The organism is Cupriavidus sp. MEYA8 (assembly GCF_059278825.1).
The window spans coordinates 2,363,352-2,383,759 of record NZ_CM181221.1; the positions used below are offsets into that span (position 1 = coordinate 2,363,352).

General features: G+C 66.6%; 23 protein-coding genes. 6 read left to right on the plus strand and 17 right to left on the minus strand.

Annotation, left to right across the window (positions count from 1 at the left end; genetic code table 11):
* Window positions 1-15: 15 nt before the first annotated feature.
* From AC5WJ1_RS10910 to AC5WJ1_RS10930, 5 genes are read right to left on the minus strand one after another with little or no spacing between them, the layout of a single operon-like run.
* Entirely contained in the window at window positions 16-720 is a 705-nt protein-coding gene (locus AC5WJ1_RS10910; RefSeq protein WP_133096075.1) for an aquaporin, read from the minus strand.
* Between the two features lie 5 nt (window positions 721-725).
* A complete protein-coding gene (locus AC5WJ1_RS10915) occupies window positions 726-1,220 on the minus strand; it encodes an arsenate reductase ArsC (RefSeq protein ID WP_135705541.1) in 495 nt (164 codons plus the stop codon).
* 39 nt (window positions 1,221-1,259) lie between these two features.
* The gene (locus AC5WJ1_RS10920; RefSeq protein WP_135705542.1) at window positions 1,260-1,754 is read right to left on the minus strand and encodes an arsenate reductase ArsC; all 495 of its coding nucleotides are present in this window, start codon (window positions 1,752-1,754) and stop codon (window positions 1,260-1,262) included.
* A 9-nt stretch (window positions 1,755-1,763) separates the two neighbouring features.
* Window positions 1,764-2,246, minus strand: coding sequence for an ArsI/CadI family heavy metal resistance metalloenzyme (locus tag AC5WJ1_RS10925; RefSeq protein WP_133096072.1), 483 nt, complete (start codon window positions 2,244-2,246; stop codon window positions 1,764-1,766).
* Window positions 2,243-2,578 carry an ArsR/SmtB family transcription factor gene (locus tag AC5WJ1_RS10930; RefSeq protein WP_135705543.1) on the minus strand — a complete coding sequence of 112 codons (336 nt, stop codon included), beginning with the start codon at window positions 2,576-2,578 and terminating at the stop codon, window positions 2,243-2,245. The genes AC5WJ1_RS10925 and AC5WJ1_RS10930 overlap by 4 nt, the downstream gene beginning before the upstream one ends.
* A 551-nt stretch (window positions 2,579-3,129) precedes the next feature.
* Between AC5WJ1_RS10930 and AC5WJ1_RS10935 the strand changes: the two genes are divergently transcribed.
* Complete coding sequence (locus tag AC5WJ1_RS10935) at window positions 3,130-5,163, plus strand: sensor domain-containing diguanylate cyclase (RefSeq protein ID WP_135705544.1); 2,034 nt, start codon at window positions 3,130-3,132, stop codon at window positions 5,161-5,163.
* Between the two features lie 85 nt (window positions 5,164-5,248).
* On the opposite strand, the gene AC5WJ1_RS10940 is transcribed toward AC5WJ1_RS10935, so the two are convergent.
* The 6 genes from AC5WJ1_RS10940 to AC5WJ1_RS10965 form a co-directional block, all read right to left on the minus strand.
* Window positions 5,249-6,979 (minus strand): ABC transporter substrate-binding protein, encoded by a 1,731-nt coding sequence (locus tag AC5WJ1_RS10940; RefSeq protein WP_133096130.1) that lies wholly within the window; start codon window positions 6,977-6,979, stop codon window positions 5,249-5,251.
* A gap of 133 nt (window positions 6,980-7,112) precedes the next feature.
* Window positions 7,113-7,421, minus strand: a complete 309-nt coding sequence (locus AC5WJ1_RS10945; protein ID WP_133096129.1) for a DUF2160 domain-containing protein — start codon at window positions 7,419-7,421, stop codon at window positions 7,113-7,115.
* A 45-nt stretch (window positions 7,422-7,466) separates the two neighbouring features.
* Complete coding sequence (locus tag AC5WJ1_RS10950; protein ID WP_133096069.1) at window positions 7,467-8,297, minus strand: carbohydrate ABC transporter permease; 831 nt, start codon at window positions 8,295-8,297, stop codon at window positions 7,467-7,469.
* Window positions 8,290-9,174, minus strand: a complete 885-nt coding sequence (locus AC5WJ1_RS10955) for a carbohydrate ABC transporter permease (protein WP_494476073.1) — start codon at window positions 9,172-9,174, stop codon at window positions 8,290-8,292. Before AC5WJ1_RS10955 ends, AC5WJ1_RS10950 begins: the two co-directional genes overlap by 8 nt.
* Window positions 9,171-10,286, minus strand: coding sequence for an ABC transporter ATP-binding protein (locus AC5WJ1_RS10960; RefSeq protein ID WP_494476074.1), 1,116 nt, complete (start codon window positions 10,284-10,286; stop codon window positions 9,171-9,173). The genes AC5WJ1_RS10955 and AC5WJ1_RS10960 overlap by 4 nt, the downstream gene beginning before the upstream one ends.
* A gap of 2 nt (window positions 10,287-10,288) precedes the next feature.
* A complete protein-coding gene (locus tag AC5WJ1_RS10965) occupies window positions 10,289-11,461 on the minus strand; it encodes an ABC transporter ATP-binding protein (protein ID WP_434033619.1) in 1,173 nt (390 codons plus the stop codon).
* Window positions 11,462-11,617: 156 nt separating this feature from the next.
* Here AC5WJ1_RS10965 and AC5WJ1_RS10970 point away from each other — a divergent pair, with 156 nt between their 5' ends.
* Entirely contained in the window at window positions 11,618-12,388 is a 771-nt protein-coding gene (locus tag AC5WJ1_RS10970; RefSeq protein ID WP_133096065.1) for a DeoR/GlpR family DNA-binding transcription regulator, read from the plus strand.
* Window positions 12,389-12,557: 169 nt separating this feature from the next.
* On the opposite strand, the gene purU is transcribed toward AC5WJ1_RS10970, so the two are convergent.
* Window positions 12,558-13,424, minus strand: a complete 867-nt coding sequence (purU, locus tag AC5WJ1_RS10975; RefSeq protein ID WP_063238204.1) for a formyltetrahydrofolate deformylase — start codon at window positions 13,422-13,424, stop codon at window positions 12,558-12,560.
* Between the two features lie 129 nt (window positions 13,425-13,553).
* On the minus strand, window positions 13,554-14,486 hold the full coding sequence (locus AC5WJ1_RS10980) for an NUDIX hydrolase (protein ID WP_494476075.1): 933 nt from the start codon (window positions 14,484-14,486) through the stop codon (window positions 13,554-13,556).
* A gap of 56 nt (window positions 14,487-14,542) precedes the next feature.
* Between AC5WJ1_RS10980 and glpK the strand changes: the two genes are divergently transcribed.
* The 4 genes from glpK (at window position 14,543) to AC5WJ1_RS11000 (ending at window position 18,716) form a co-directional block, all read left to right on the plus strand.
* Complete coding sequence (gene glpK, locus AC5WJ1_RS10985) at window positions 14,543-16,117, plus strand: glycerol kinase GlpK (RefSeq protein WP_135705547.1); 1,575 nt, start codon at window positions 14,543-14,545, stop codon at window positions 16,115-16,117.
* Between the two features lie 55 nt (window positions 16,118-16,172).
* Window positions 16,173-17,831 (plus strand): glycerol-3-phosphate dehydrogenase/oxidase, encoded by a 1,659-nt coding sequence (locus AC5WJ1_RS10990; RefSeq protein ID WP_135705548.1) that lies wholly within the window; start codon window positions 16,173-16,175, stop codon window positions 17,829-17,831.
* A 52-nt stretch (window positions 17,832-17,883) separates the two neighbouring features.
* Window positions 17,884-18,243, plus strand: coding sequence for an MliC family protein (locus AC5WJ1_RS10995; RefSeq protein ID WP_218959749.1), 360 nt, complete (start codon window positions 17,884-17,886; stop codon window positions 18,241-18,243).
* A 92-nt stretch (window positions 18,244-18,335) separates the two neighbouring features.
* Window positions 18,336-18,716 carry a hypothetical protein gene (locus AC5WJ1_RS11000; RefSeq protein ID WP_133096061.1) on the plus strand — a complete coding sequence of 127 codons (381 nt, stop codon included), beginning with the start codon at window positions 18,336-18,338 and terminating at the stop codon, window positions 18,714-18,716.
* A gap of 57 nt (window positions 18,717-18,773) precedes the next feature.
* Here AC5WJ1_RS11000 and AC5WJ1_RS11005 read toward each other — a convergent pair whose 3' ends face one another.
* The 4 genes from AC5WJ1_RS11005 to AC5WJ1_RS11020 all read right to left on the minus strand — a co-directional run bounded on the left by AC5WJ1_RS11005 (window position 18,774) and on the right by AC5WJ1_RS11020 (window position 20,237).
* Window positions 18,774-19,067, minus strand: a complete 294-nt coding sequence (locus AC5WJ1_RS11005) for a hypothetical protein (protein WP_167884615.1) — start codon at window positions 19,065-19,067, stop codon at window positions 18,774-18,776.
* Window positions 19,068-19,156: 89 nt separating this feature from the next.
* Complete coding sequence (locus tag AC5WJ1_RS11010) at window positions 19,157-19,381, minus strand: hypothetical protein (RefSeq protein ID WP_029046345.1); 225 nt, start codon at window positions 19,379-19,381, stop codon at window positions 19,157-19,159.
* 108 nt (window positions 19,382-19,489) lie between these two features.
* Window positions 19,490-19,906, minus strand: a complete 417-nt coding sequence (locus tag AC5WJ1_RS11015) for a YXWGXW repeat-containing protein (RefSeq protein WP_133096059.1) — start codon at window positions 19,904-19,906, stop codon at window positions 19,490-19,492.
* Between the two features lie 127 nt (window positions 19,907-20,033).
* Complete coding sequence (locus tag AC5WJ1_RS11020) at window positions 20,034-20,237, minus strand: hypothetical protein (protein ID WP_133096058.1); 204 nt, start codon at window positions 20,235-20,237, stop codon at window positions 20,034-20,036.
* Between the last annotated feature and the right edge of the window lie 171 nt (window positions 20,238-20,408).

Sequence of the window (20,408 nt, forward strand, 5' to 3'; positions counted from 1 at the left end):
CGGTTCCGGTCAGCGTCAGTCTGCCTGGTGCTCGCCGGAGGCTTCGATGACATTTGGGTGGCCGTGGGGTAACGCACGCGGCTCAAGCAGCCGATGCAGCCCCAGCCCGATGGCCGCGCCGAGACATTGCGCCAGCATGAATCCCGGCACGCTCGCCGGTGCGATGCCCGCAAAGCTGTCGCTGAACATGCGCCCGAACGCGGCTGCGGGATTGGCAAACGAGGTGGATGCGGTGAACCAGTATGCCGAGCCGATATAGGCCGCCACCATGGCAGAGGCGCGCCCGTTCGGGGCGCGCAGAATCACCAAAAGCAGGCCGGCGGTCGCAACGGTTTCAGCAATCCATTGCCCCGGACCGCTGCGGACCTTGGTGGAAAGCTGCAGGATCGTCATGTCAAACATGGCATGGGCGAGCCAAGCCCCCAGCACCGCGCCTACGAGCTGGGCGGCGATGTATGGCAGCAGCGCCGCGCCAGGCAGTTCACCTCGCGCCACCATGACCGCGCTGACGGCTGGATTGAAGTGCGCGCCGCTGATCGGGCCAAAGACTTCAATCAAGATGTACAAGCCACCGACCGTGGCCGCCGTGTTGGCCAGCAGGGCGACGGCGACATTGCCGCCGGCAAGCCGCTCTGCCATGATGCCCGAGCCGATAACGATGGCCAGCAGCAGCGCCGTTCCCAAGGCTTCGGCGCCCAGTCTGTTACGCAGATCGACCATGACGCTCAGCTTTGCGAGATACGGTTAAGGTGGTCCTGCAGTTCCGCATTGCTCAGCGTGTCCAGCGGCAGCGTCAGCAGTTGCAGCATGCGGTAGCCGATGGCCTGCCGGGTCAGCTCGAAAGCCTGCCGCTTCTTGTCGTCGCCGCCTTCCGTGTTCGACGGGTCAGGGTAGCCCCAATGCACCTTCACCGGGCTGCCCGGCCAATACGGGCACGCCTCTGCGGCGGCACTGTCGCACACGGTGATGACCACCCGCATCTCAGGGGCATTCTCGCCGACAAATTCATCCCAGCTCTTGCTGCGGAAGTCGCTGACGTCGACGCCAGCATTGCCAAGCACCTCGATGGCGAACGGATTGATGCGTCCGCTGGGCGAGCTTCCGGCGCTATAGGCGCGCACATCGCGGCCAAACTGCTTGGCCAGATGGTTCAACATTCCTTCGCTCAGCACACTGCGGGCCGAGTTGTGGGTACACAAAATCAGTACGTTGGTGGTCATGGGGCGCTACGAAATAGTCAGATGCGGAGGGAATGCGTATCACTGTTTCCCGATGTCCTTAACAGCCTTCTGAAGTGCGACGGCGTCCAGCTTCGGAAGCGGCAATGACAGGAACAATTCGATACGGCGCTTGAGCGTAATGGTTGCGTCGTTGATGGCTTGCTGCTTCTGGGCCTCGGTACCCTCACAGGCAGCCGGGTCGGGGACGCCCCAGTGCGCTGTCATCGGCTGGCCTGGCCATACCGGACAAACTTCGCCCGCTGCCTTGTCACACACCGTGAAGACAAAATCGAGTTTCGGCGCCCCGTCTTGTGAGAACTCATCCCAGCTCTTGCTGCGAAAGGTGGTCGTGTCCAGCCCGTGGCGAGCTAGTGCCGCCAGTGCGAGGGGATTGACTACGCCAGTCGGATGACTGCCGGCCGAATAGGCGCGGAAGCTCCCCTTGCCCAGATGGTTCATCAACCCTTCCGACAAGATCGAGCGTGCCGAATTGCCGGTGCAGATGAACAGCACGTTGTAGGTCTTTTCGTTCATGACGGACCCTTAGCAGCAGGAAGGCTTGGCGTTGACCGCAATGCCGATCGGCTTGCCCTTCGGAGCTCGGGGGGCGCAACAGGCCGACTCCTGGCCAGCAGCGTCGACTTTTCGGGATTCGCCGTACACCGGCACATTGCCCAAGGTATGGAAGTGCTCCCACGCGATGCCTTGGGGGTCCGTGACCCAGTACTTCTCGCTTTTCGCATAGCAGCAGGTGGTCTCACCTTCGTCGAGCAACGCCATGTCGGCTGCTTCGGCTCGCTGCTTCAGTTCGGCCAGTTCGGCCGCGTCGTCTGTCTGAAATCCGAGGTGGTCGACGCCAGTCTCCGCGCCACGGGCCGAGATGGCGAAGTTCACGCGGGGATCCTCCAGCATCCACTTCGCATAGTCCACTTTCACGACCGTTGGCTCGGCTGCGAAGAGGGCCGAGTAGTAGCGAATACTGGCAGAGAGATCGGCGACGCTGACGTGAACGTGGAAGCGCTTCATGATTTGGGCTCCAAGGCGACGGAACAGGTGGACACAGGCGAGCACGGATTGCCGCTGCAGCAGTTCTCCGTGAGGTAACCCAGCAATCCGTTCATGGTCTCGAAATGAGCCATGTAAATAATTGAACGACCGTCCTGCCTACTGGATAGCAGCTTGGCGCGGTGCAACTCCTTCAGATGAAAGGAGAGGGAGGACGCCGGCATTGCCATCAACTCGGCAATCCGGCCGGCGGGAAGTCCCGCGGGACCGGCCTGCACCAGTAGCCGGAACACGGACAGGCGTATCGAATGGGCGAGCGCGGCGAGCGCTTCAAGGGCGTGGTCGGTTTCCATTTTTCGAAAATATTCGAATTATAGAATTCTGTAAAGTGAAATTTCTGTGTCCCCTGGCGACTCTCTCTTTCAGCTCGGTTGCTACGGCGAACAAGCGCATATGGCATGGAAGTGAGGGGAATGCGGCATGCCACAATTGCGCCACATACGAAAAGCTAACTTGAACCCCACCTGCTAACGAGCGCCAACGTAAACTCTTGTTTCGCAAAGGCCTTTTTGCTAACCTGTTGTAAATTAAGGGCAATGATTCCGATTCACACGGCAGGGGTCACAGGTTCAATCCCTGTACCACCCACCAGCATTCAGGAAAAGCCAGCCTCGCGCTGGCTTTTTTCTTTTGCGCCTGCTGCGCCTCACTCCTGCGAGGCGCAAGATGCACCCTCAATCGCGCCTTTCCGCACACCTGCAACAACCCCTGATCTGTTGCAAACAGTTTCGAATTCTCCCTTGACATCTGCTAATCTTGAACGCGTGGCTCGGCAATGGGCGAGGCAGGCAAGATAAGCCCCGGACCGGGACACGGGTCAGTGCGCACAAGAAAGACGTCAATCATGCAGCACTCTTTGAAGTACCGGATGGCGTTCGCCACGGCGGGTGTGGTGACGCTGATCATCGTGCTGCGCGCCCTGTACGCCCAGTACTACGCCTACGACAGCCTCAAGCACCTGCGGCAGCAACAGCAGGACACGCTGGTCGAACTGGTGGCGGAGCAACTGGACGAAAAGGTGCAAAGCCGGGCCGCGACGTTGCGCCGTGTAGCCCGGCAGCTGTCGCCGATGCTCGCAGCCAGGCCGGCGGAGCTGCGACGTGCCGCCGAAGGCATGGTCGACATGCCGGACCAGTTCAACGGCATCTTCCTTGCCGCTCCTGACGGCCAGCTGGTGTTCAGCACCGCCGTGCCGGACAACGTGCGCCTGCGGGTGGACGACCGCGACTATTTCCGTGATGTCCTGCGCGGCCAGCCGCTGGCGGTGTCGGACCTGATCCAGGGCAAGCTGACCAACGCACCGGGCATGGTGCTGGCCGTGCCGCTGCTCGGGCCCAACGGCGAATTGCGCGGCGTGGTCGGCGGCGTGCTGAACCTGTCGGCCAGCAATTTCCTGCGCGAGCTGGCGCACAGCCGGGTCGGCGATACCGGCAGCTTCTGCCTGGTGTCGGCCGGCGCCAGTCCGCGCTACGCCATGCATCCCGACCCCAGCCGCGTGCTGACGCCGGCGCGCGCGGTCGACGAGGCCTGCGGCGCCGAACGTCCCGCCTCGATGCTGGAAGTGGTCCGGCCGACGCAGCCCATCGTGGCGCGCCACCTGCTGCAGTCCAACGGCTGGCAGGTGGTGGCCGTGCTGCCAGCGGCCGAGGCCTACGGCGTGCTGGTCGATGTGCGCCAGCGCACGATGGTCATTGCCGGGCTATCGCTGCTGTTCGCCGCCGCGCTGATGTGGCTGGTGATGCGCCGGCTGCTGGCGCCGCTGCAGCGGCTGCACCGCGCCGTGCGCCAGATTGCCACCACCCCCTCGGCGCTGGCGGATCTTCCCACCGGCCGGGCCGACGAGATCGGCGAGCTTGCCACCAGTTTTGCCGAGGTGGTGGCGCAGCTGTCCGAGCGCGAGGCCGCGCTGCAGGCCGCCAAGGACCGCGCCGCCGAGAGCGAAAAGCGCATCGAGGCCATCGCCAACCACGTGCCGGACTTCGTCTCCTTCATCGACCGGCAACAGCGCTACGCCTTCGCCAACCAGGCCTACGCGCAGCATTACGGAGTGCCGGCGCAGCAGATCGTCGGGCTGTCCTTGCGCGAGTTGTGGGGCACTCACGAATACATGGCCTGCCAGCCATACCTCGAGCAGGCCTTCGCCGGCAGCGCGGTGACATTCACGCGCGAAAGCCCGGATGGCAACGAGTGCATGGAAGTCACCTACCAGCCGGCCTGGAACGATGCCCAGGACACCGTGGTCGGGCTCCATATGTTCGCGCGCAATGTGACGCACGAGCGCCAGAAGCTGCGCAATCTGGAGGCCCAGACCGTCTCCGACCATCTGACCGGCCTGCTTAACCGCAAGGGCTTCGACCGGCGCCTGGCGGAATGCATGGCGCGCACGAGTGCCGGCGGCCGCGCGCTGGCCCTGCTGCTGGTGGACCTGGACGACTTCAAGGCGGTCAACGACAACTACGGCCATCCGGTCGGCGACCGCCTGCTGGTGGCGTTCGCGCAGCGCCTGCGCGCCTGCGTGCGCAAGGGCGACGCGGTCGCGCGCATCGGCGGCGACGAGTTTGCGGTGATCCTTGACGGTGTATCCGACTGCGGCGCGATGGATTCGGTTGCCAACGCCATCGTGCAGTCCGCGCGCATGCCGCTGGTGATCGACGGGCATTCGCTGTCGGCCACGGCCAGCGTCGGTTCGGCGCTGCATCAGGGGCGCCAGGCCATGACCGTCAGCGAGCTGTTCATGCACGCGGACATGGCGCTGTACGAGGCCAAGCGGCACGGCAAGGCGCGCTATGCTGCCCAGCGCGATTGCACCCCTGCGGACAACCCCGACTCCATGGTGGTATCGGCGCCGTCCCAGGAGCCTGCCGGCTTGCCGGCCTGACGGATAAAAAAACGGGCGCACCAGGAGCCCGTTGCTGGTGACAGCGCGCCGGGAGGCAGGCCTTGCGGCCAGCCGGCGCCGCTGGTCAGCGCACCTTGCCCTCCTTCCATGCCTGCAGCAGCTTGTCGTAGGGGATGGTCTCGCCCTTCGGCTTCTCGTTGGCCAGCTTTTTCCATGGCGCGTGGTCGCTCGACAGCCACTTGGCCGGGTCGCCCTTCGGGTTGAGCTTGGGCGCGCAATTGCTCATGCCGGCGCGCTGCAGCCGTGCCATCACCTGGTCCATCTCGTCGGCGAGCGTGTCCATGGCGGCCTGCGGGGTTTTCTCGCCGGTCACCGCGGTGGCCACGTTCTTCCACCACAGTTGCGCCAGCTTGGGATAGTCGGGCACGTTGGTACCGGTCGGCGTCCAGGCCACGCGCGCCGGGCTGCGGTAGAACTCGATCAGGCCGCCGTACTTGGCCGCGTTCTTGGTCAGGTAGTCGTGGTTGATGTCGCTGTCGCGGATAAAGGTCAGCCCGGTCAGCGACTTCTTCAGCGATACCGTCTTCGAGGTGACGAACTGTGCGTACAGCCACGCGCCGGCGAGCTTGTTGGGATCGGTGTTCTTGAAGAAGGTCCACGAGCCCACGTCCTGGTAGCCGTTCTGCATGCCCTGCTTCCAGTACGGGCCGTAAGGCGACGGCGCCATGCGCCACTTGGGCGAGCCGTCGCCATTGACCACCGGCAGGCCCTTCTTGGTCATGTCCGCGGTAAAGGCCGTGTACCAGAAGATCTGCTGCGCCACCTGCCCTTGCGCCGGCACCGGCCCGGCCTCGGAGAAGGTCATGCCCATCGCCTGCGGCGGAGCGTATTTCTTCATCCAGTCGATGTACTTGGTCAGCGCATAGACGGCCGCGGGGCTGTTGGTGGCGCCGCCGCGCGCGACCGAGGCGCCGACCGGCGTGCACTTGTCCTCGGCCACGCGGATGCCCCACTCGTCGACCGGCATGCCGTTGGGCAGGCCCTTGTCGGCGGTACCCGCCATCGACAGCCAGGCATCCGTGAAGCGCCAGCCGAGCGAGGGATCTTTCTTGCCGTAGTCCATGTGGCCGTAGACCTTCTTGCCGTCGATCTCCTTGACGTCGTTGGTGAAGAAGTTGGCGATGTCTTCATAGGCGGACCAGTTGGTCGGCACGCCCAGGTCGTAGCCGTACTTGGCCTTGAATTTGTCCTGCAGGTCCTTGCGCGCGAACCAGTCGGCGCGGAACCAGTAGAGGTTGGCGAACTGCTGGTCGGGCAGCTGGTACAGCTTGCCGTCCGGCGCGGTGGTGAACTTGGTGCCGATGAAGTCCTTCACGTCCAGGCCCGGGTTGGTCCACTCCTTGCCAGCGCCGTTCATGTAGTCGGTCAGCGGCAGGATCGAGCCATAGCGATAGTGCGTGCCGATCAGGTCCGAATCGGAAATCCAGCCGTCGTAGATCGACTTGCCGGACTGCATCGAGGTCTGCAGTTTCTCGACCACGTCGCCTTCCTGGATCAAATCATGGTTGACCTTGATCCCGGTGATTTCCTCGAAGGCCTTGGCCAGTGTCTTGGACTCGTACTCATGCGTGGTGATGGTCTCGGACACCACGCTGATCTGCGTAACACCCTTGGCCTTGAGCCTGGCGGCGGCGTCGATAAACCACTTCATTTCCGCCTGCTGCTTGTCCTTGGATAGCGACGAGGGCTGGAACTCATTGTCGATCCACTTCTTCGCTTCCGCCTCGCCCGCCAGGGCGGAGGTACCGCAAGCCAGCGCAGCCGCGCAGGCAAGGGCTGTCATCCCCAACTTCACGTGCACTTTCATCGGTGTCTCCTCATGAATTCCCCTCCCCGGCTATGGTCTGGGTGGCGGCCCCGGGGCAGGGATAAGCCGCTATACCGTTATCTCCCATCGAAGCGGAAACTGCTGGCCCCGATGGGCCCGTTCAGCCCTTGCGCAGGATCAGCGCCAGCACCAGCATCGATACGCCGAAGCTGATCCAGACAGACGGTTCCTCGGCCAGGGACAGCCACGCGGTGAGCTTCTCGCCCAGCCCGACCCATGCCAGGTTGACCCACGCCGCGCACATCAGGCCGATGAACAGCCGGTCGCCGCGGGTGGTGGCGATTGGCAGGAAGCCCTTGCGCAGCACCGAAGGCGAACGGATTTCCAGGACGGTCATGCCGATCAGCATGACTACGATGCAGGCGAAGAACACCGCGACCGGTGTCGTCCACACCATCCAGCTCAGCATTGCCATGTCTCCTTGTCTTGAGTGCGCGCGCTTTTTACCTGCGTCCTATACGCGCCCCATCGCGAAGCCCTTCGCGATGTAGTGCCGCACAAACCAGATCACGATGCCGCCTGGCACGATGGTCAGCACGCCGGCCGCGGCCAGCACGCCCCAGTCCATGCCCGATGCCGACACCGTGCGCGTCATGGTGGCCACGATCGGCTTGGCGTTGACCGAGGTCAGCGTGCGCGCCAGCAGCAGCTCCACCCAGCTGAACATGAAGCAGAAGAACGCCGCCACGCCCACGCCAGCCTTGATCAGCGGCAGGAAGATGGTCAGGAAGAAGCGCGGGAAGGAATAGCCGTCGACGTAGGCGGTCTCGTCGATTTCGCGCGGCACGCCCGACATGAAGCCCTCCAGGATCCACACCGCCAGCGGCACGTTGAAGACCAGGTGGGCCAGCGCCACGCCCAGGTGCGTGTCCATCAGGCCGATGGTGCTGTACAGCTGGAAGAACGGCAGCAGGAACACCGCGGGCGGTGTCATGCGGTTGGTCAGCAGCCAGAAGAACACATGCTTGTCGCCGATGAACTGGTAGCGCGAAAACGCGTATGCCGCCGGCAGCGCGACCACGATCGAGATCACCGTGTTCATCGCCACGTAGATCATCGAATTGAGGTAGCCGGAGTACCACGACGAATCGGTGAAGATGGTCTTGTAGTGCTCCAGCGTGAAGTCGGCCGGCCACAGCGACAGCGTGGAGACGATTTCCTCGTTGGTCTTGAACGACATGTTCACCATCCAGTAGATCGGCACGATGGCGAACAGCAGGTAGACCAGCAGGAAACCGGCGCGCCACCAAGTCGTGGTGGTGGCCTGGGTGCGGATTTCAGCCATGGGGCATGTCCTCGCTGCCGGCGGTGCCCGCGCGCTGCATCCAGTTATAGAGGATGAAGCACAGGAGCAGGATGATCAGGAAGTAGACGATGGAAAACGCCGCCGCGGGGCCAAGGTCGAACTGGCCCACGGCCTTCTGCGTCAGGTATTGCGACAGGAAGGTGGTGGCGTTGCCGGGACCGCCGCCGGTCAGCACGAAGGGCTCGGTATAGATCATGAAGCTGTCCATGAAGCGCAGCAGCACCGCGATCATCAGCACCCCGCGCAGCTTGGGCAGCTGGATGTGGCGGAACACCGCCAGCCGCGAGGCGCCATCGATCTGCGCGGCCTGGTAGTAGGCATCGGGAATCGCGCGCAGGCCCGCGTAGCAGAGCAGCGCCACCAGCGGCGTCCAGTGCCAGACATCCATCACCAGCACCGTGACCCAGGCATCGAAGGCGCTGCCGGTGTAGTTGTAGTCGAAACCCATCGCCTCGAGCGCGGCACCGAGCAGGCCGATATCGGTGCGCCCGAAGATCTGCCAGATGGTGCCGACCACATTCCACGGGATCAGCAGCGACAGCGCGATGATCACCAGCGCCGCCGACGCCTTCCAGCCTTTGGCCGGCATCGACAGCGCCAGCAGGATGCCGAGCGGGATCTCCACCAGCAGCACCGCCAGCGAGAAGCCAAGCTGGCGCAGCAGCGCGTCGTGCAGTTCGCCGTCACGCAGCACGGTGCGGAACCATTCGGTGCCGACAAACACGCGCCGCTCGGGCGAGATGATGTCCTGCACCGAGTAGTTGACGATGGTCATCAGCGGCAGGATCGCCGAGAACGCCACGCATGCCACCACCGGCAATACCAGCAGCCAGGCCTTCTGGTTGACGGGCTTCATGACACCAGCTCCTCGTTGACGTAGTAGCAGGTATGGCTGTTGAACACCGACAGCCAGGCCGTGTCGCCGGCGCGCAAGGCGGCCGCCTCGGCCCCCAGGCGGGCACGCAGCGTTGCAGCCTGCGCGCCCGCTTCCTGCACGCTGCCGGTCACCAGCCAGTAGGTGCCGATGTCCTGCGCGCGCTGCACCTGTATCGGCACTGCCTGCATAGGGCGCTCCTCGCGCTCCGGTGCCAGTTGCAGGTACTCGGGCCGCACGCCGATGCGGAAGCTGCCCGCCGCGCGCAAGGCCGCAGCCACCGATGGCGCCAGCGCCGGCGTGTAGCGCCGGCCTGCCACCTCGATGGCGTCGTCGCGCCACTGGCCCGGCAGGAAGTTCATGCCGGGCGAGCCGATGAAATGCCCGACGAAGGTGTGTGCAGGCCGCTCGAACAGCGCATCGGCAGGCCCCACCTGCACCGCCTTGCCGCGCGACATCACCACCACCTGGTCGGCAAAGGTCAGCGCCTCGGTCTGGTCGTGGGTGACGTAGATCAGCGTCAGGCCGAATTCGTGGTGGATTTCCTTGAGCTTGCGCCGCAGCTGCCATTTCAGCTGCGGGTCGATCACCGTCAGCGGCTCGTCGAACAGGATCGCCGAGACGTCGTGCCGTACCAGTCCGCGGCCCAAGGAAATCTTCTGCTTGGCGTCGGCGGCGAGGCCGCTGGCGCGGCGGTCCAGCGTGGCCGACAGCTCCAGCATCTCGGCCACGCGTCCCACGCGCTCGCGCACCTGCGCCTCCGGCACGCCGCGGTTGCGCAGCGGGAAGGCCAGGTTCTCGCCGACGGTCATGGTGTCGTAGATCACCGGGAACTGGAACACCTGTGCAATATTGCGCGCCTGCGGCGTGGCGCCCGTGACGTCGCGTCCGTCGAAGGCAATGGTGCCGTGCGAAGGCCGCAGCAGCCCGGAAATGCAGTTCAGCAGCGTGGTCTTGCCGCAGCCTGACGGGCCCAGCAGCGCATAGGCGCCGCCGTCCTCGAAGGTGAACTTCAGCGGCAGCAATGCGTAGTCGTCATCGTTGCGCGGATGCGGCAGGTAAGAGTGCGCAAGGTCCAGGTCGATGCGTGCCATCGTCAGCCCCCCGCCGCCGCCGCGGCACCGGCTGCCGCCCCGCCCGGCACATCGCCCGGCACCCCCGCGGCCAGCCCGCCGGGCCGCCGCGGCGCATGGATGCGCCGGCCGGCCGCGTCGAACAGGTAGATCTGGTCAGGCAACAGGTGCAAGGACACCGGTTCGCCCAGCCGCAGGTCGAGCACGCCGGCGAACTGCGCCACCAGGTTGCCCACCGGCGTATCGGCATGGATAAAGGTGTCCGAGCCCGACAGCTCGGCCAGCGCCACGTGCCCCGGTACCGCGACCGCGCCCGGTTCGCCTGCCAGGCGCAGCGCCGACGCGCGCACGCCCACGGTGACGGGTCCCTCACCTCCGCCGGCGCCGCCGGCGCCGGACACCGGCACCGAGATGCCGCCGGCAAGCGTGACCCAGCCGCCGTTGAGCGTGCCCGGTACCAGGTTCATCGGCGGATCGTTGAAGGCGCGCGCCACGCGCAGCGAATCGGGATAGTGGAAGACGTCGGCGGTCGGCCCATACTGCAGCAGCTCGCCGGCATCGAGCACGGCCGTATGGCCGCCCAGCAGCAGCGCCTCGCCGGGTTCGGTGGTGGCGTAGACCACGGTCGCATCGCCATGCGCGAACAGCTGCGACAGCTCTTCGCGCAGTTCCTCGCGCAGCTTGTAATCCAGGTTGACCAGCGGCTCGTCCAGCAGCATCAGCGGCGCTTCCTTGGCCAGCGCGCGCGCCAGCGCCACGCGCTGCTGCTGGCCGCCCGACAGCTCAGACGGGTAGCGGTCGAGCAGGTGGTCGATATGCAGCCGCGCCGCCAGCTCGCGCACGCGCGCGGCAATGTCGGCGCCGGCGGCGCCATCGCGACGCAGCCGCAGCCGCAAGCGCAGCGGAGAGGCAATGTTGTCGAAGACCTTGAGCGACGGGTAGTTGATGAACTGCTGGTAGACCATCGACACGTTGCGCTCGCGCACCGGCACGCCGGTGACATCGTGGCCGTCGACCAGCACGCGGCCGGCGCTGGGCCGGTCGAGCCCCGCCATCACGCGCATCAGCGAAGTCTTGCCCGCCTGGGTAGCGCCCAGCAGGATGGTCACCGCGCCGGGAACCGGCGCCAGCGTCATCGGATAGAGATACGCCTGCGAACCTGCGTGCTGCGCCACGGCCTCCAAACTCAGCTGCATCCGGTCTCCATGTTCGATATGCTTTTCGCATCACCACTTTCCGCGCGATGCAGGCGCACAGTTCTTGGCTTTCGACCGTTTTAGTAATAAAACGAACAGAAAACAAGTGTGCACCGCATCATTTGTTTTCGTTTCTGTTTGAACTAGAATCCCGGCATGACGCTCAATCCACGCCAGACCGCCCTGCTCGAAGAAGTCCGCAGCCATGGCTTTGCCTCCATCGACGAACTTGCGCGCAAGTTCGGCGTCACGCTGCAGACGGTGCGGCGAGACGTCAACCTGCTGGCCGAAAACGGCATGCTGGCGCGCTTCCACGGCGGGGTGCGGGTGGAGGGCTCCACCACCGAGAACATTGCCTACCGGCAGCGTCAGGTGCTGAATGCCGAGGGCAAGGCGCGCATTGCGCGCGCGGTGGCGGCGGCGGTGCCGGAGGGCTGCTCGCTGATCCTGAACATCGGCACCACGGTGGAAGAGATCGCGCGCGAGCTGATGCAGCACCGCGGGCTGCGCGTGATCACCAATAACCTGAACGTGGCCAATATCCTGGCGGACAACCCCGACTGCGAGGTCATCGTCGCCGGCGGCGTGCTGCGCTCGCGCGACCGCGGCATCGTCGGCGAGGCCACGGTCGAGTTCATCCGGCAGTTCAAGGTGGATATCGGCCTGATCGGCATCTCGGGCATCGAGACGGATGGCACGCTGCGCGACTACGACTTCCGCGAGGTCAAGGTGGCGCGGACCATCATCGAGCATTCACGCGAGGTCTGGCTGGCGGCGGATACCAGCAAGTTCAACCGCCAGGCCATGGTGGAGCTCGCGCATGTGTCGCAGGTCGACCGGCTGTTCACCGATGAGCCGCTGGCGGCACCGTTCGACCGGATCCTGGCCGACAGTGGGGTGAAGTGTGTGGTGGCGGAGCGGGAGTGAGCGTGCCGGATGTCCGGCTGCCGCTGCCGCGCTGGCGGGAGCGGGGCTGGCGTTGAGGGCGGGGGGCGGGACGGTGCATGCTGCGTCGGCATTGCGACGCGCCTGCCCTCCCCCCCGTTCCCTCTCCCGCACGCGGCAGAGGGGAGCAAACCCCCTGGGAAATCGAGGCTTACTTGAAGACGACGGTCTTGTGGCCGTTCAGCAGGATGCGGCGTTCGGCGTGCCACTTGACCGCCCGGGCCAGCGCCACGCACTCCACGTCGCGGCCCACGGCGGTGAGCTGGTCCGGGTCCATGCTGTGATCGACGCGCTCGATTTCCTGCTCGATGATCGGGCCCTCGTCCAGGTCGGCGGTGACGTAGTGCGCGGTCGCGCCGATCAGCTTCACGCCGCGGTCGTGCGCCTGGTAATAAGGCTTGGCGCCCTTGAAGCTGGGCAGGAACGAGTGATGGATATTGATGGCGCGGCCGGCGAGCTTGCGGCACAGGTCGTCGGACAGCACCTGCATGTAGCGCGCCAGCACCACCAGGTCGATCTTCTGCTCCTGCACCACGTCGAACACGCGCGCCTCCTGCGCGGCCTTCTGCTCGGCCGAGGCGTTCATCAGCGGCAGGTGGAAGAACGGCACGTCGTACGACGCCGCCAGTTGGTAGAAGTCGCGGTGATTGGACACAATTGCCGCGATCTCGACCGGCAGGCCGCCCACCTTGGCGCGGAACAGCAGGTCGTTCAGGCAGTGGCCGATCTTGGACACCATGATCATCACGCGCGGCTTGACAGAGGCGTCGTTCAGCTCCCACTGCATGCCGAACTGGTCGCCCACCGGCGCGAACGCTGCCTTCAGCGTGCCCAGGTCCGGGCCGCCGGCGGCCGCGCTGAAGTGCACCCGCATGAAGAAGCGGCCGGTGTACGCGTCACCGTACTGGTCCGAATCGACGATATTGCAGCCGTGCTGGAACAGCAGGCCCGAGACGGCGTGGACGATGCCCGGCTGGTCGGGGCACGAAAGGGTCAGGATGAATCCGGTGGTGCTCATGGTGTGTGGTTCTGTCGGAGGGGCGCGGTGTACGAGCCGGTGCGCGAGCCGGTGCGCGAGCCCAAGGGCCATCAAGGCCGCGAAGCCAGTGAAAGCCGTGAAAGCGCGGGCCAGGCCCGCTGCGCACGCTCAGGCGCGACGGTCTTCGGTGCCCGGCCAGCCGCGCCGGCGAAGGGCATCCAGCGTCACCAGCGTGGCGTCGACCGTCATGGCGCCGCTCGACATGATATCAAGCAATGCGGCCAGCCCCACGCGCTTGTGTTCGCTGACCTCGCCGTCCTGGTTGCTCGGGACGAATCCCGGCGGCAGCATCAGGTCATAGATGTAGACCTGTTCCCACTGCACGCCTTCGGGCAGGTCGCGCAGCACCTCGACCATGCCGTGCGGCTGCACGCGCCCGGCCAGCGCCGGCGGGATGCCGGACTCTTCCTCGCACTCGCGCACCAGCGTGGCGAGCGGGTCGCTGCCGTGCGGCATGCCGCCGGCGACCAGGTTGTCCCACATGCCGGGGTCGACCGATTTGCCGGGGCTGCGCCGCGAGATCCACAGCACGGGGCCGGCGCCGGTATCGGCCATGTCAACGATCCCGTTCATGTGCGAGGCAAAGGTCAGCAAACCCAGGAAGCGCGCCGCCGCGCGCTCGACCGCCGCCAGCGCGGGCGCGTCCAGCGCCGGGGTGACCGCGAACAGTTCATGGCGCCAGCCGCGCACGTGCCCGGCCTCGGCCAGCTGGTGCGCGAGCGCGGCCAGCGCGGCGCTCAGCACTTCGAAGCCGGAGCGTCCCGGCAGCAATGCCGCCGCGGCGGTGCCATCCGCGGCGCCCTCCTCCGGGCCGAGGATGCAACCCATGCCGCGCAGGATCGCGGCATGCGCCCGGGGCAGCCAGCCGACCTGCTGGCCGCCCACCATCAGGCGCAGCTTGCTGGCAGGATCGAAGCGGGTGCGCGCCGCCAGCGAGGCGGCGATGCGTGCCATGTGGCTGGCGTCGGCGCCATCGCCGGACGGAATTCCAGACGGAACGCCGGACGGCACCGCGGGCGGCAGGGAAAAGATGTCGGCCATGTCAGATCGGGGCGCCGGCCGGGCCGGCGCATCTTGTCATTTTCAGGATTGAACGCATGAACCAGGCAGCAACGCAAGCCCAGGCGCAGCACGCCGGCCCAGGCCGGCACGCTTCCGAGCCGCACTTTGTTCTGGCGCTCGACCAGGGCACCAGCAGCTCGCGCGCGATCCTGTTCGACCACGCCGGCAGCGTGGTGCGGCTGGCGCAGCGCGAGTTCCGCCAATACTACCCACATCCGGGCCATGTCGAGCACGATCCGTATGAAATCTGGCAGTCGCAGCTGGCGGTAGCGCACGAAGTGCTGGCCGATGCCGGCATCTCCGCCACGCAGGTGCGCGCCATCGGCATCACCAACCAGCGCGAAACCACGGTGCTGTGGGACCGCAAGACCGGCGAGCCGGTCGGGCGCGCACTGGTCTGGCAGGACCGCCGCACCGCGCCGATGTGCGAGGCGCTGCAGGACGCCGGCCATGGCGAGCTGTTCCGCGAGAAGACCGGGCTGGTCATCGATGCGTATTTCTCCGGCACCAAGCTGCGCTGGATGCTCGACAACATCGAAGGTGCCCGCGAACGCGCGCAGCGCGGCGAGCTGGCGTTCGGCACGGTCGACAGCTGGTTGATCTGGCAGCTGACCGACGGCGCGCGCCACGTCACGGACGTGTCTAACGCCTCGCGCACGATGCTGTTCAATATCCACCGCTTCGAGTGGGACGACGCGCTGCTGGCGCTGCTCGACATCCCGCACGCGCTGCTGCCCGAGGTAGTGCCGTCCAGCGGCGAGGTGGCGCGCACCGCGGCGCGGCTGTTCGGCGTCGAGATCCCGATCGCGGGCATCGCGGGCGACCAGCAGGCGGCCACCTTCGGCCAGGCCTGCCTGTCGCCCGGCATGGCCAAGAACACCTATGGCACGGGCTGCTTCCTGCTGATGAATACCGGCACCGAACCGGTGGCATCGCACAACCGGCTGCTGACCACCATCGGCTGGCAATTGGGCGGGCAAACCCAGTATTGCCTGGAGGGCGGCGTCTTCATGGGCGGCGCCACCATCCAGTGGCTGCGCGACGGCCTGAAGATCATCAACAGCGCGCCCGAAGTTGAGCCACTCGCACGCCAGTGCGACGACACCGGCGGCGTGGTGCTGGTGCCTGCTTTTGCCGGCCTTGGCGCCCCGCACTGGGACGCCTTCGCGCGCGGCACGCTGGTCGGCATGACACGCGGCACCGGCCGGCCGCAGCTGGCGCGCGCGGCGCTGGAATCGATCGCGTTGCAGAGTGTCGACGTGCTGGAAGCCATGCAGAAGGACGCCGGCATCGCGCTGGCCGAGCTGCGCGTGGACGGCGGCGCCTCGCGCAGCGACCTGCTGATGCAGATGCAGGCGGACCTGCTCGGCACCTCGGTGGTCCGTCCGCGCGTGACCGAGACCACCGCGCTGGGCGCAGCCTACCTCGCCGGCCTGGCCACCGGCTACTGGAGCGACCCCGCGCAGATCGCGCAGCAATGGCAGGTGGAGCAGCGCTTCGAGCCCAACCTGTCGGCTGACGAACGCGGTCACCGGCTGGCGCGCTGGCACCGCGCCGTCGAGCGCGCCCGCGACTGGGCGCGCGAGGACGAAGCCGGCGCCGCCGGCTGAACGCCGGCCGCCCCCAACGCTCCGCCAAGACCGTACACACCCCGAACCAAGCGCCATGCAGAAAGCCTCCACCCCGACCCAGCCCCCGACCCAGCCCCCCAGCCGGGCCGCCCTGCTTTCCACCCTGGAGCGCGAACCGCGCTGGGATGTCATCGTCATCGGCGGCGGCGCCACCGGCCTCGGCACCGCGGTCGATGCCGCCTCGCGCGGCTACCGCACGCTGCTGGTCGAAGCCGCCGATTTTGCCAAGGGCACCTCGAGCAAGGCCACCAAGCTCGTACACGGCGGCGTGCGCTACCTGGCCCAGGGCAATATCGGCCTGGTGCGCGAAGCCTTGCACGAGCGCGGCCTGCTCGCGCGCAACGCGCCGCACCTGGTGTGGCCGCTGGGCTTCGTGGTGCCGGCGTACCAGATGTTCGACCAGCCCTTCTACGGCATCGGCCTGAAGGTCTACGACCTGCTCGCCGGCAACCTCAACCTGGCCGGCAGCCGCTGGCTGAACCACCAGGAGGTGCTGGCCGCCGTCCCCAACCTGGCCGAGCACGTCAGCGGGCGCCCGCTGCGTGGCGGCAACCTGTACTTCGACGGCCAGTTCGACGATGCGCGGCTGGCGGTGGCGCTGATGCGCACCCTGTTCGACGTGGGCGGCACCGCGGTCAACTACATGCGCGTGACCGGCCTGAGCCAGCAAGGCGGCGTGATCTGCGGCATCACGGTGCAGGACGCGCTGGGCGACGCCACCTTCCGGCTGCGCGCCGATTGCGTGATCAATGCCACCGGGGTCTGGGTCGACGCGGTGCGCCAGATGGAGGACGGCCATGCCCGCACCCTGGTGGCCCCGAGCCAGGGCGTGCACCTGACGCTGCCGCGCAGCTTCCTGCCGGGCGAGAGCGCCATCCTGATTCCAAAGACCGACGACGGCCGGGTGCTGTTCGTGGTGCCGTGGAACGGCCATACCATTGTCGGCACCACGGATACGCCGCGGCGCGACCTGCCGCTCGAGCCCGATGCCGGCGCCGACGATGTCGATTTCATCCTCGAGACCGCGTCGCGCTACCTGGCCAAGGATCCCACCCGCGCAGACGTCACCAGCGTCTGGGCCGGGCTGCGGCCACTGGTCAAGGCTACCGGCGAAGCTTCCACCGCGTCGCTGTCGCGCGAGCATACGATCCTGGTCTCTAAGGCGGGGCTGATCACGGTCACCGGCGGCAAGTGGACCACCTATCGCAAGATGGCGGAGGACGTGATCGACACCGCGATCCAGCGGCAGATGGTGCGCGCCGCGCCCTGCGTGACCGGCGACCTGCCGCTGCACGGCGCCGCCGGACTGCCGGCGGAACTGCCGCTGGCGGATGCGCCCGCCCCGGACCGCTACTACGGCAACGAGCTGGCCACGCTGCGCGCCCTGCCCGGCCAGGACCGCGTGCTGGCGGCGGCATCGGGCCTGACCGAAGCGCATGTCCGTTTCGCGGCCCGGCACGAACTGGCACGGCGCGTCGAGGACGTGCTGGCGCGCCGCAACCGCGTGCTGTTCCTCGACGCGCGCGCTGCGCTGCAGGCCGCGCCGGCAGTGGCCGCGATCCTGGCCGAAGAGTTCGGGGAAAGCGAGGCCTGGCAGGCGCGCGAGCTCGACAGTTTCCGCGCGCTCGCCGCCGGCTACATGCTGGGCGGCGCTGCGCAACCCGAGGAACCGGCCGCCGCCGCCCGCGTCTGAACTGGCTGGCCAAAACCGCTAGAAAGGGCCCACCGACGTGACTCGCCCGACCTTGAACGCAATCCGCGGCGCGGTGCTGCTTGCATGGCTGGCCGCCGTTGGCAGCGCCAGTGCCGCGCGGCCCCCCGGCATCGACGGCGTGCGCTTTACCGACGTGCGTACCGTGCGCTACCAATGCGACGGCGACAAGACGCTGACCGTGCGCTACTTCAACAGCGCCGACAACCAGGCCGCCGTGTTCCGCCTGGACGGCAAGCCGGTGCTGGCGGTGACCACGGTCGCGGCGTCCGGCGCGCGCTATGTCGGCGGGCGCTACGAGTGGTGGACCAAGGGCGACACCGGCACGCTGCGCGACCTGATGCAGCAGGAAAACGCCGCGGCGGCGCTGTCGAATTGCCAGGCAAGGCCCTAGCCGCGGGCAAGCATCATTGCCGGATCCGACGCCGACGTTTGAGGCAACGGCGTTCCGGGCGATAATGCGGGGATTGAATCAGGGAGAACACCATGGACGAGATTGAAGATCTGTCCGATCTGCCGATGCCCCGCTTTATCTGGGGCTTCGCCGTTATCGCCGGCAAGAGCGGCGAGGTCATGCACGACGAGTTCGAGTATCTGACCCATACCCGCAGCCCGCGCTTTACCTGCCGCGTGGTCGAGCTGGAAGACATGCCGGCCGAGAGCGAGGAAGACGCCATCGACGGCCGCATCGTCCACCATGACGATCCGCGCCGGATGTTCTATATCACCGACGCCGGCATGGCACTGGTCAACTTCCAGTTGTTCGACAAGATGCCGGACAAGCAGAAGTTCAAGCGCGTCTGCGACGAAGCCATTGCCAACTGGATGCTGCGCCGCGAATTCCTCGACGAGGAGGAAGAGGACTGACCCACCCGCTTCCGGCCCCGCCGGATCGTTGCGGCCGCCTGCGCGGCCGCGCATTTATCAGGCCTGGTCCTGCTCCGGCGGCAGCGCGCCCGTCAGCAGTTCATTGAGCAGGCCGGTCATGCCACCGGGATGATTGACGGCCAGCGCCTGCAGGCGCCGCGCCAGCGTGCCGTCCAGCTTGCACGCGAACGGCACCAGGCCCTGCTCCTGGTCCAGCCGGCGCTGTTCACGGCGATCCGGCCGCGCCCCGGCGCCGCCAGGAATCCCGCCCCGGGCCGCCGAGGCCTGTTTCAGGCTGTTGGCGATCTTCAGGCCCTTGTTCTTTTCCAGGTCCGTTTTCTTCACGGCAATTTCCGAAAGTCTGTCGAGGCCGGCATTGTACGCGCAGGCTGCGGCCGGGCACGGCAACGACCGCGCGCTGGAACATGCGACGAGTCGCGTTACGTGTCGCTGACTTCGATCAGCTCGGCCGCCACGCGCTGGATTTCCGCGTAGACCGGGATGGCGTCCATCGGGCCGGTGCAGCCTACCGCCGTCGCCTGGCTGGCATCCGCACCCGGCGGCAGGAAGACGAAGGCCATGCCGGGCTGCCAGCCCGGATGCTTGCGCAGGCTGTCATTGAGGATGTCGAGATACTGCGCGCGCGTGAAGACGTGCCTTGCCATCGCTACCTCCAGATCCACTGCCGATGCACCCTGCGGGCGCGGGAGTCATGGCGGGGATCGTAGCATGGCAACCATGGCCGGCGTCACCTTGCGGCGCCGGCGCACGCCTCAGCATTCGCCTTTCTTGGCGTGGCCCGGCGGACAGTGGTAGTCCTTCTTGCCTCCCTTGCCATTGCCCTTGCCACCGTGGCCGCCCTGGTCCCAGCGGCCCGGCACCAGCACCCAGCCATCGCGCGACTGGATCCAGCGCGGCGACTCATAGACATAGCCCGGCCGCTCGCGTTCCCAGCGGCCCTTCTTCCACGCGTGCTTATGGTGGTGGTCGTCCCAGTCCCAGTAGCCCGGCATCCAGACATAGCCAGGGCGCGGGATGGGAATGGCCTCGTACATCGGCGCCGGCGGCGGCACGCCGATGGCAATATTGACCGACACCTGGGCGATCGACGCCGCACTGAAGGCGAGGCCGGAACCCAGCATTGCCGCCAGCAAGACAATCCGGACCGGCCGGAGCGCGAGATGTGTCATGGAATCCCTTTCTCGTGGAGGAACACGCGCACAGTCTAGCGCGCGCCCCCCGCGGCGCCATGTAAGAAAGGGTTTCGGTGGATCACAAAGATGCCGGCGCGCAACACTCGCCTGCACGCCGGCGGCATCAGTGATCCTCTGCCATCGCCTTGAGCTGAGCGTCGCCGGCATCGCGCGCGGCGTCCGCGGTGGTGAAGGTGTCATCCGAGACGATGGCGCGCCGGACCTGCCGCGCATCGAAGTCGACCAGCGCGATCACCCAGACATAGCGCCCAGCCTGGGGAGCGGTCTGCACGAAAGCTTTCAGGTTCGGCCGGGTTTCACTCGCCATGATCCATCTCCTTGAGAAACGTTCTGGAAACGTCGTTGCGGGAAGTGCCGTAACACAAAGGTGTCTGAAAACTCTAGCACACGGTCCGAGCCCTTACCCAGCTTACCCAGCTTACCCGGCTTACCCGGCCTACCCCACCGCACCCGGCCGCACCCGGCCGCACCTGACCTT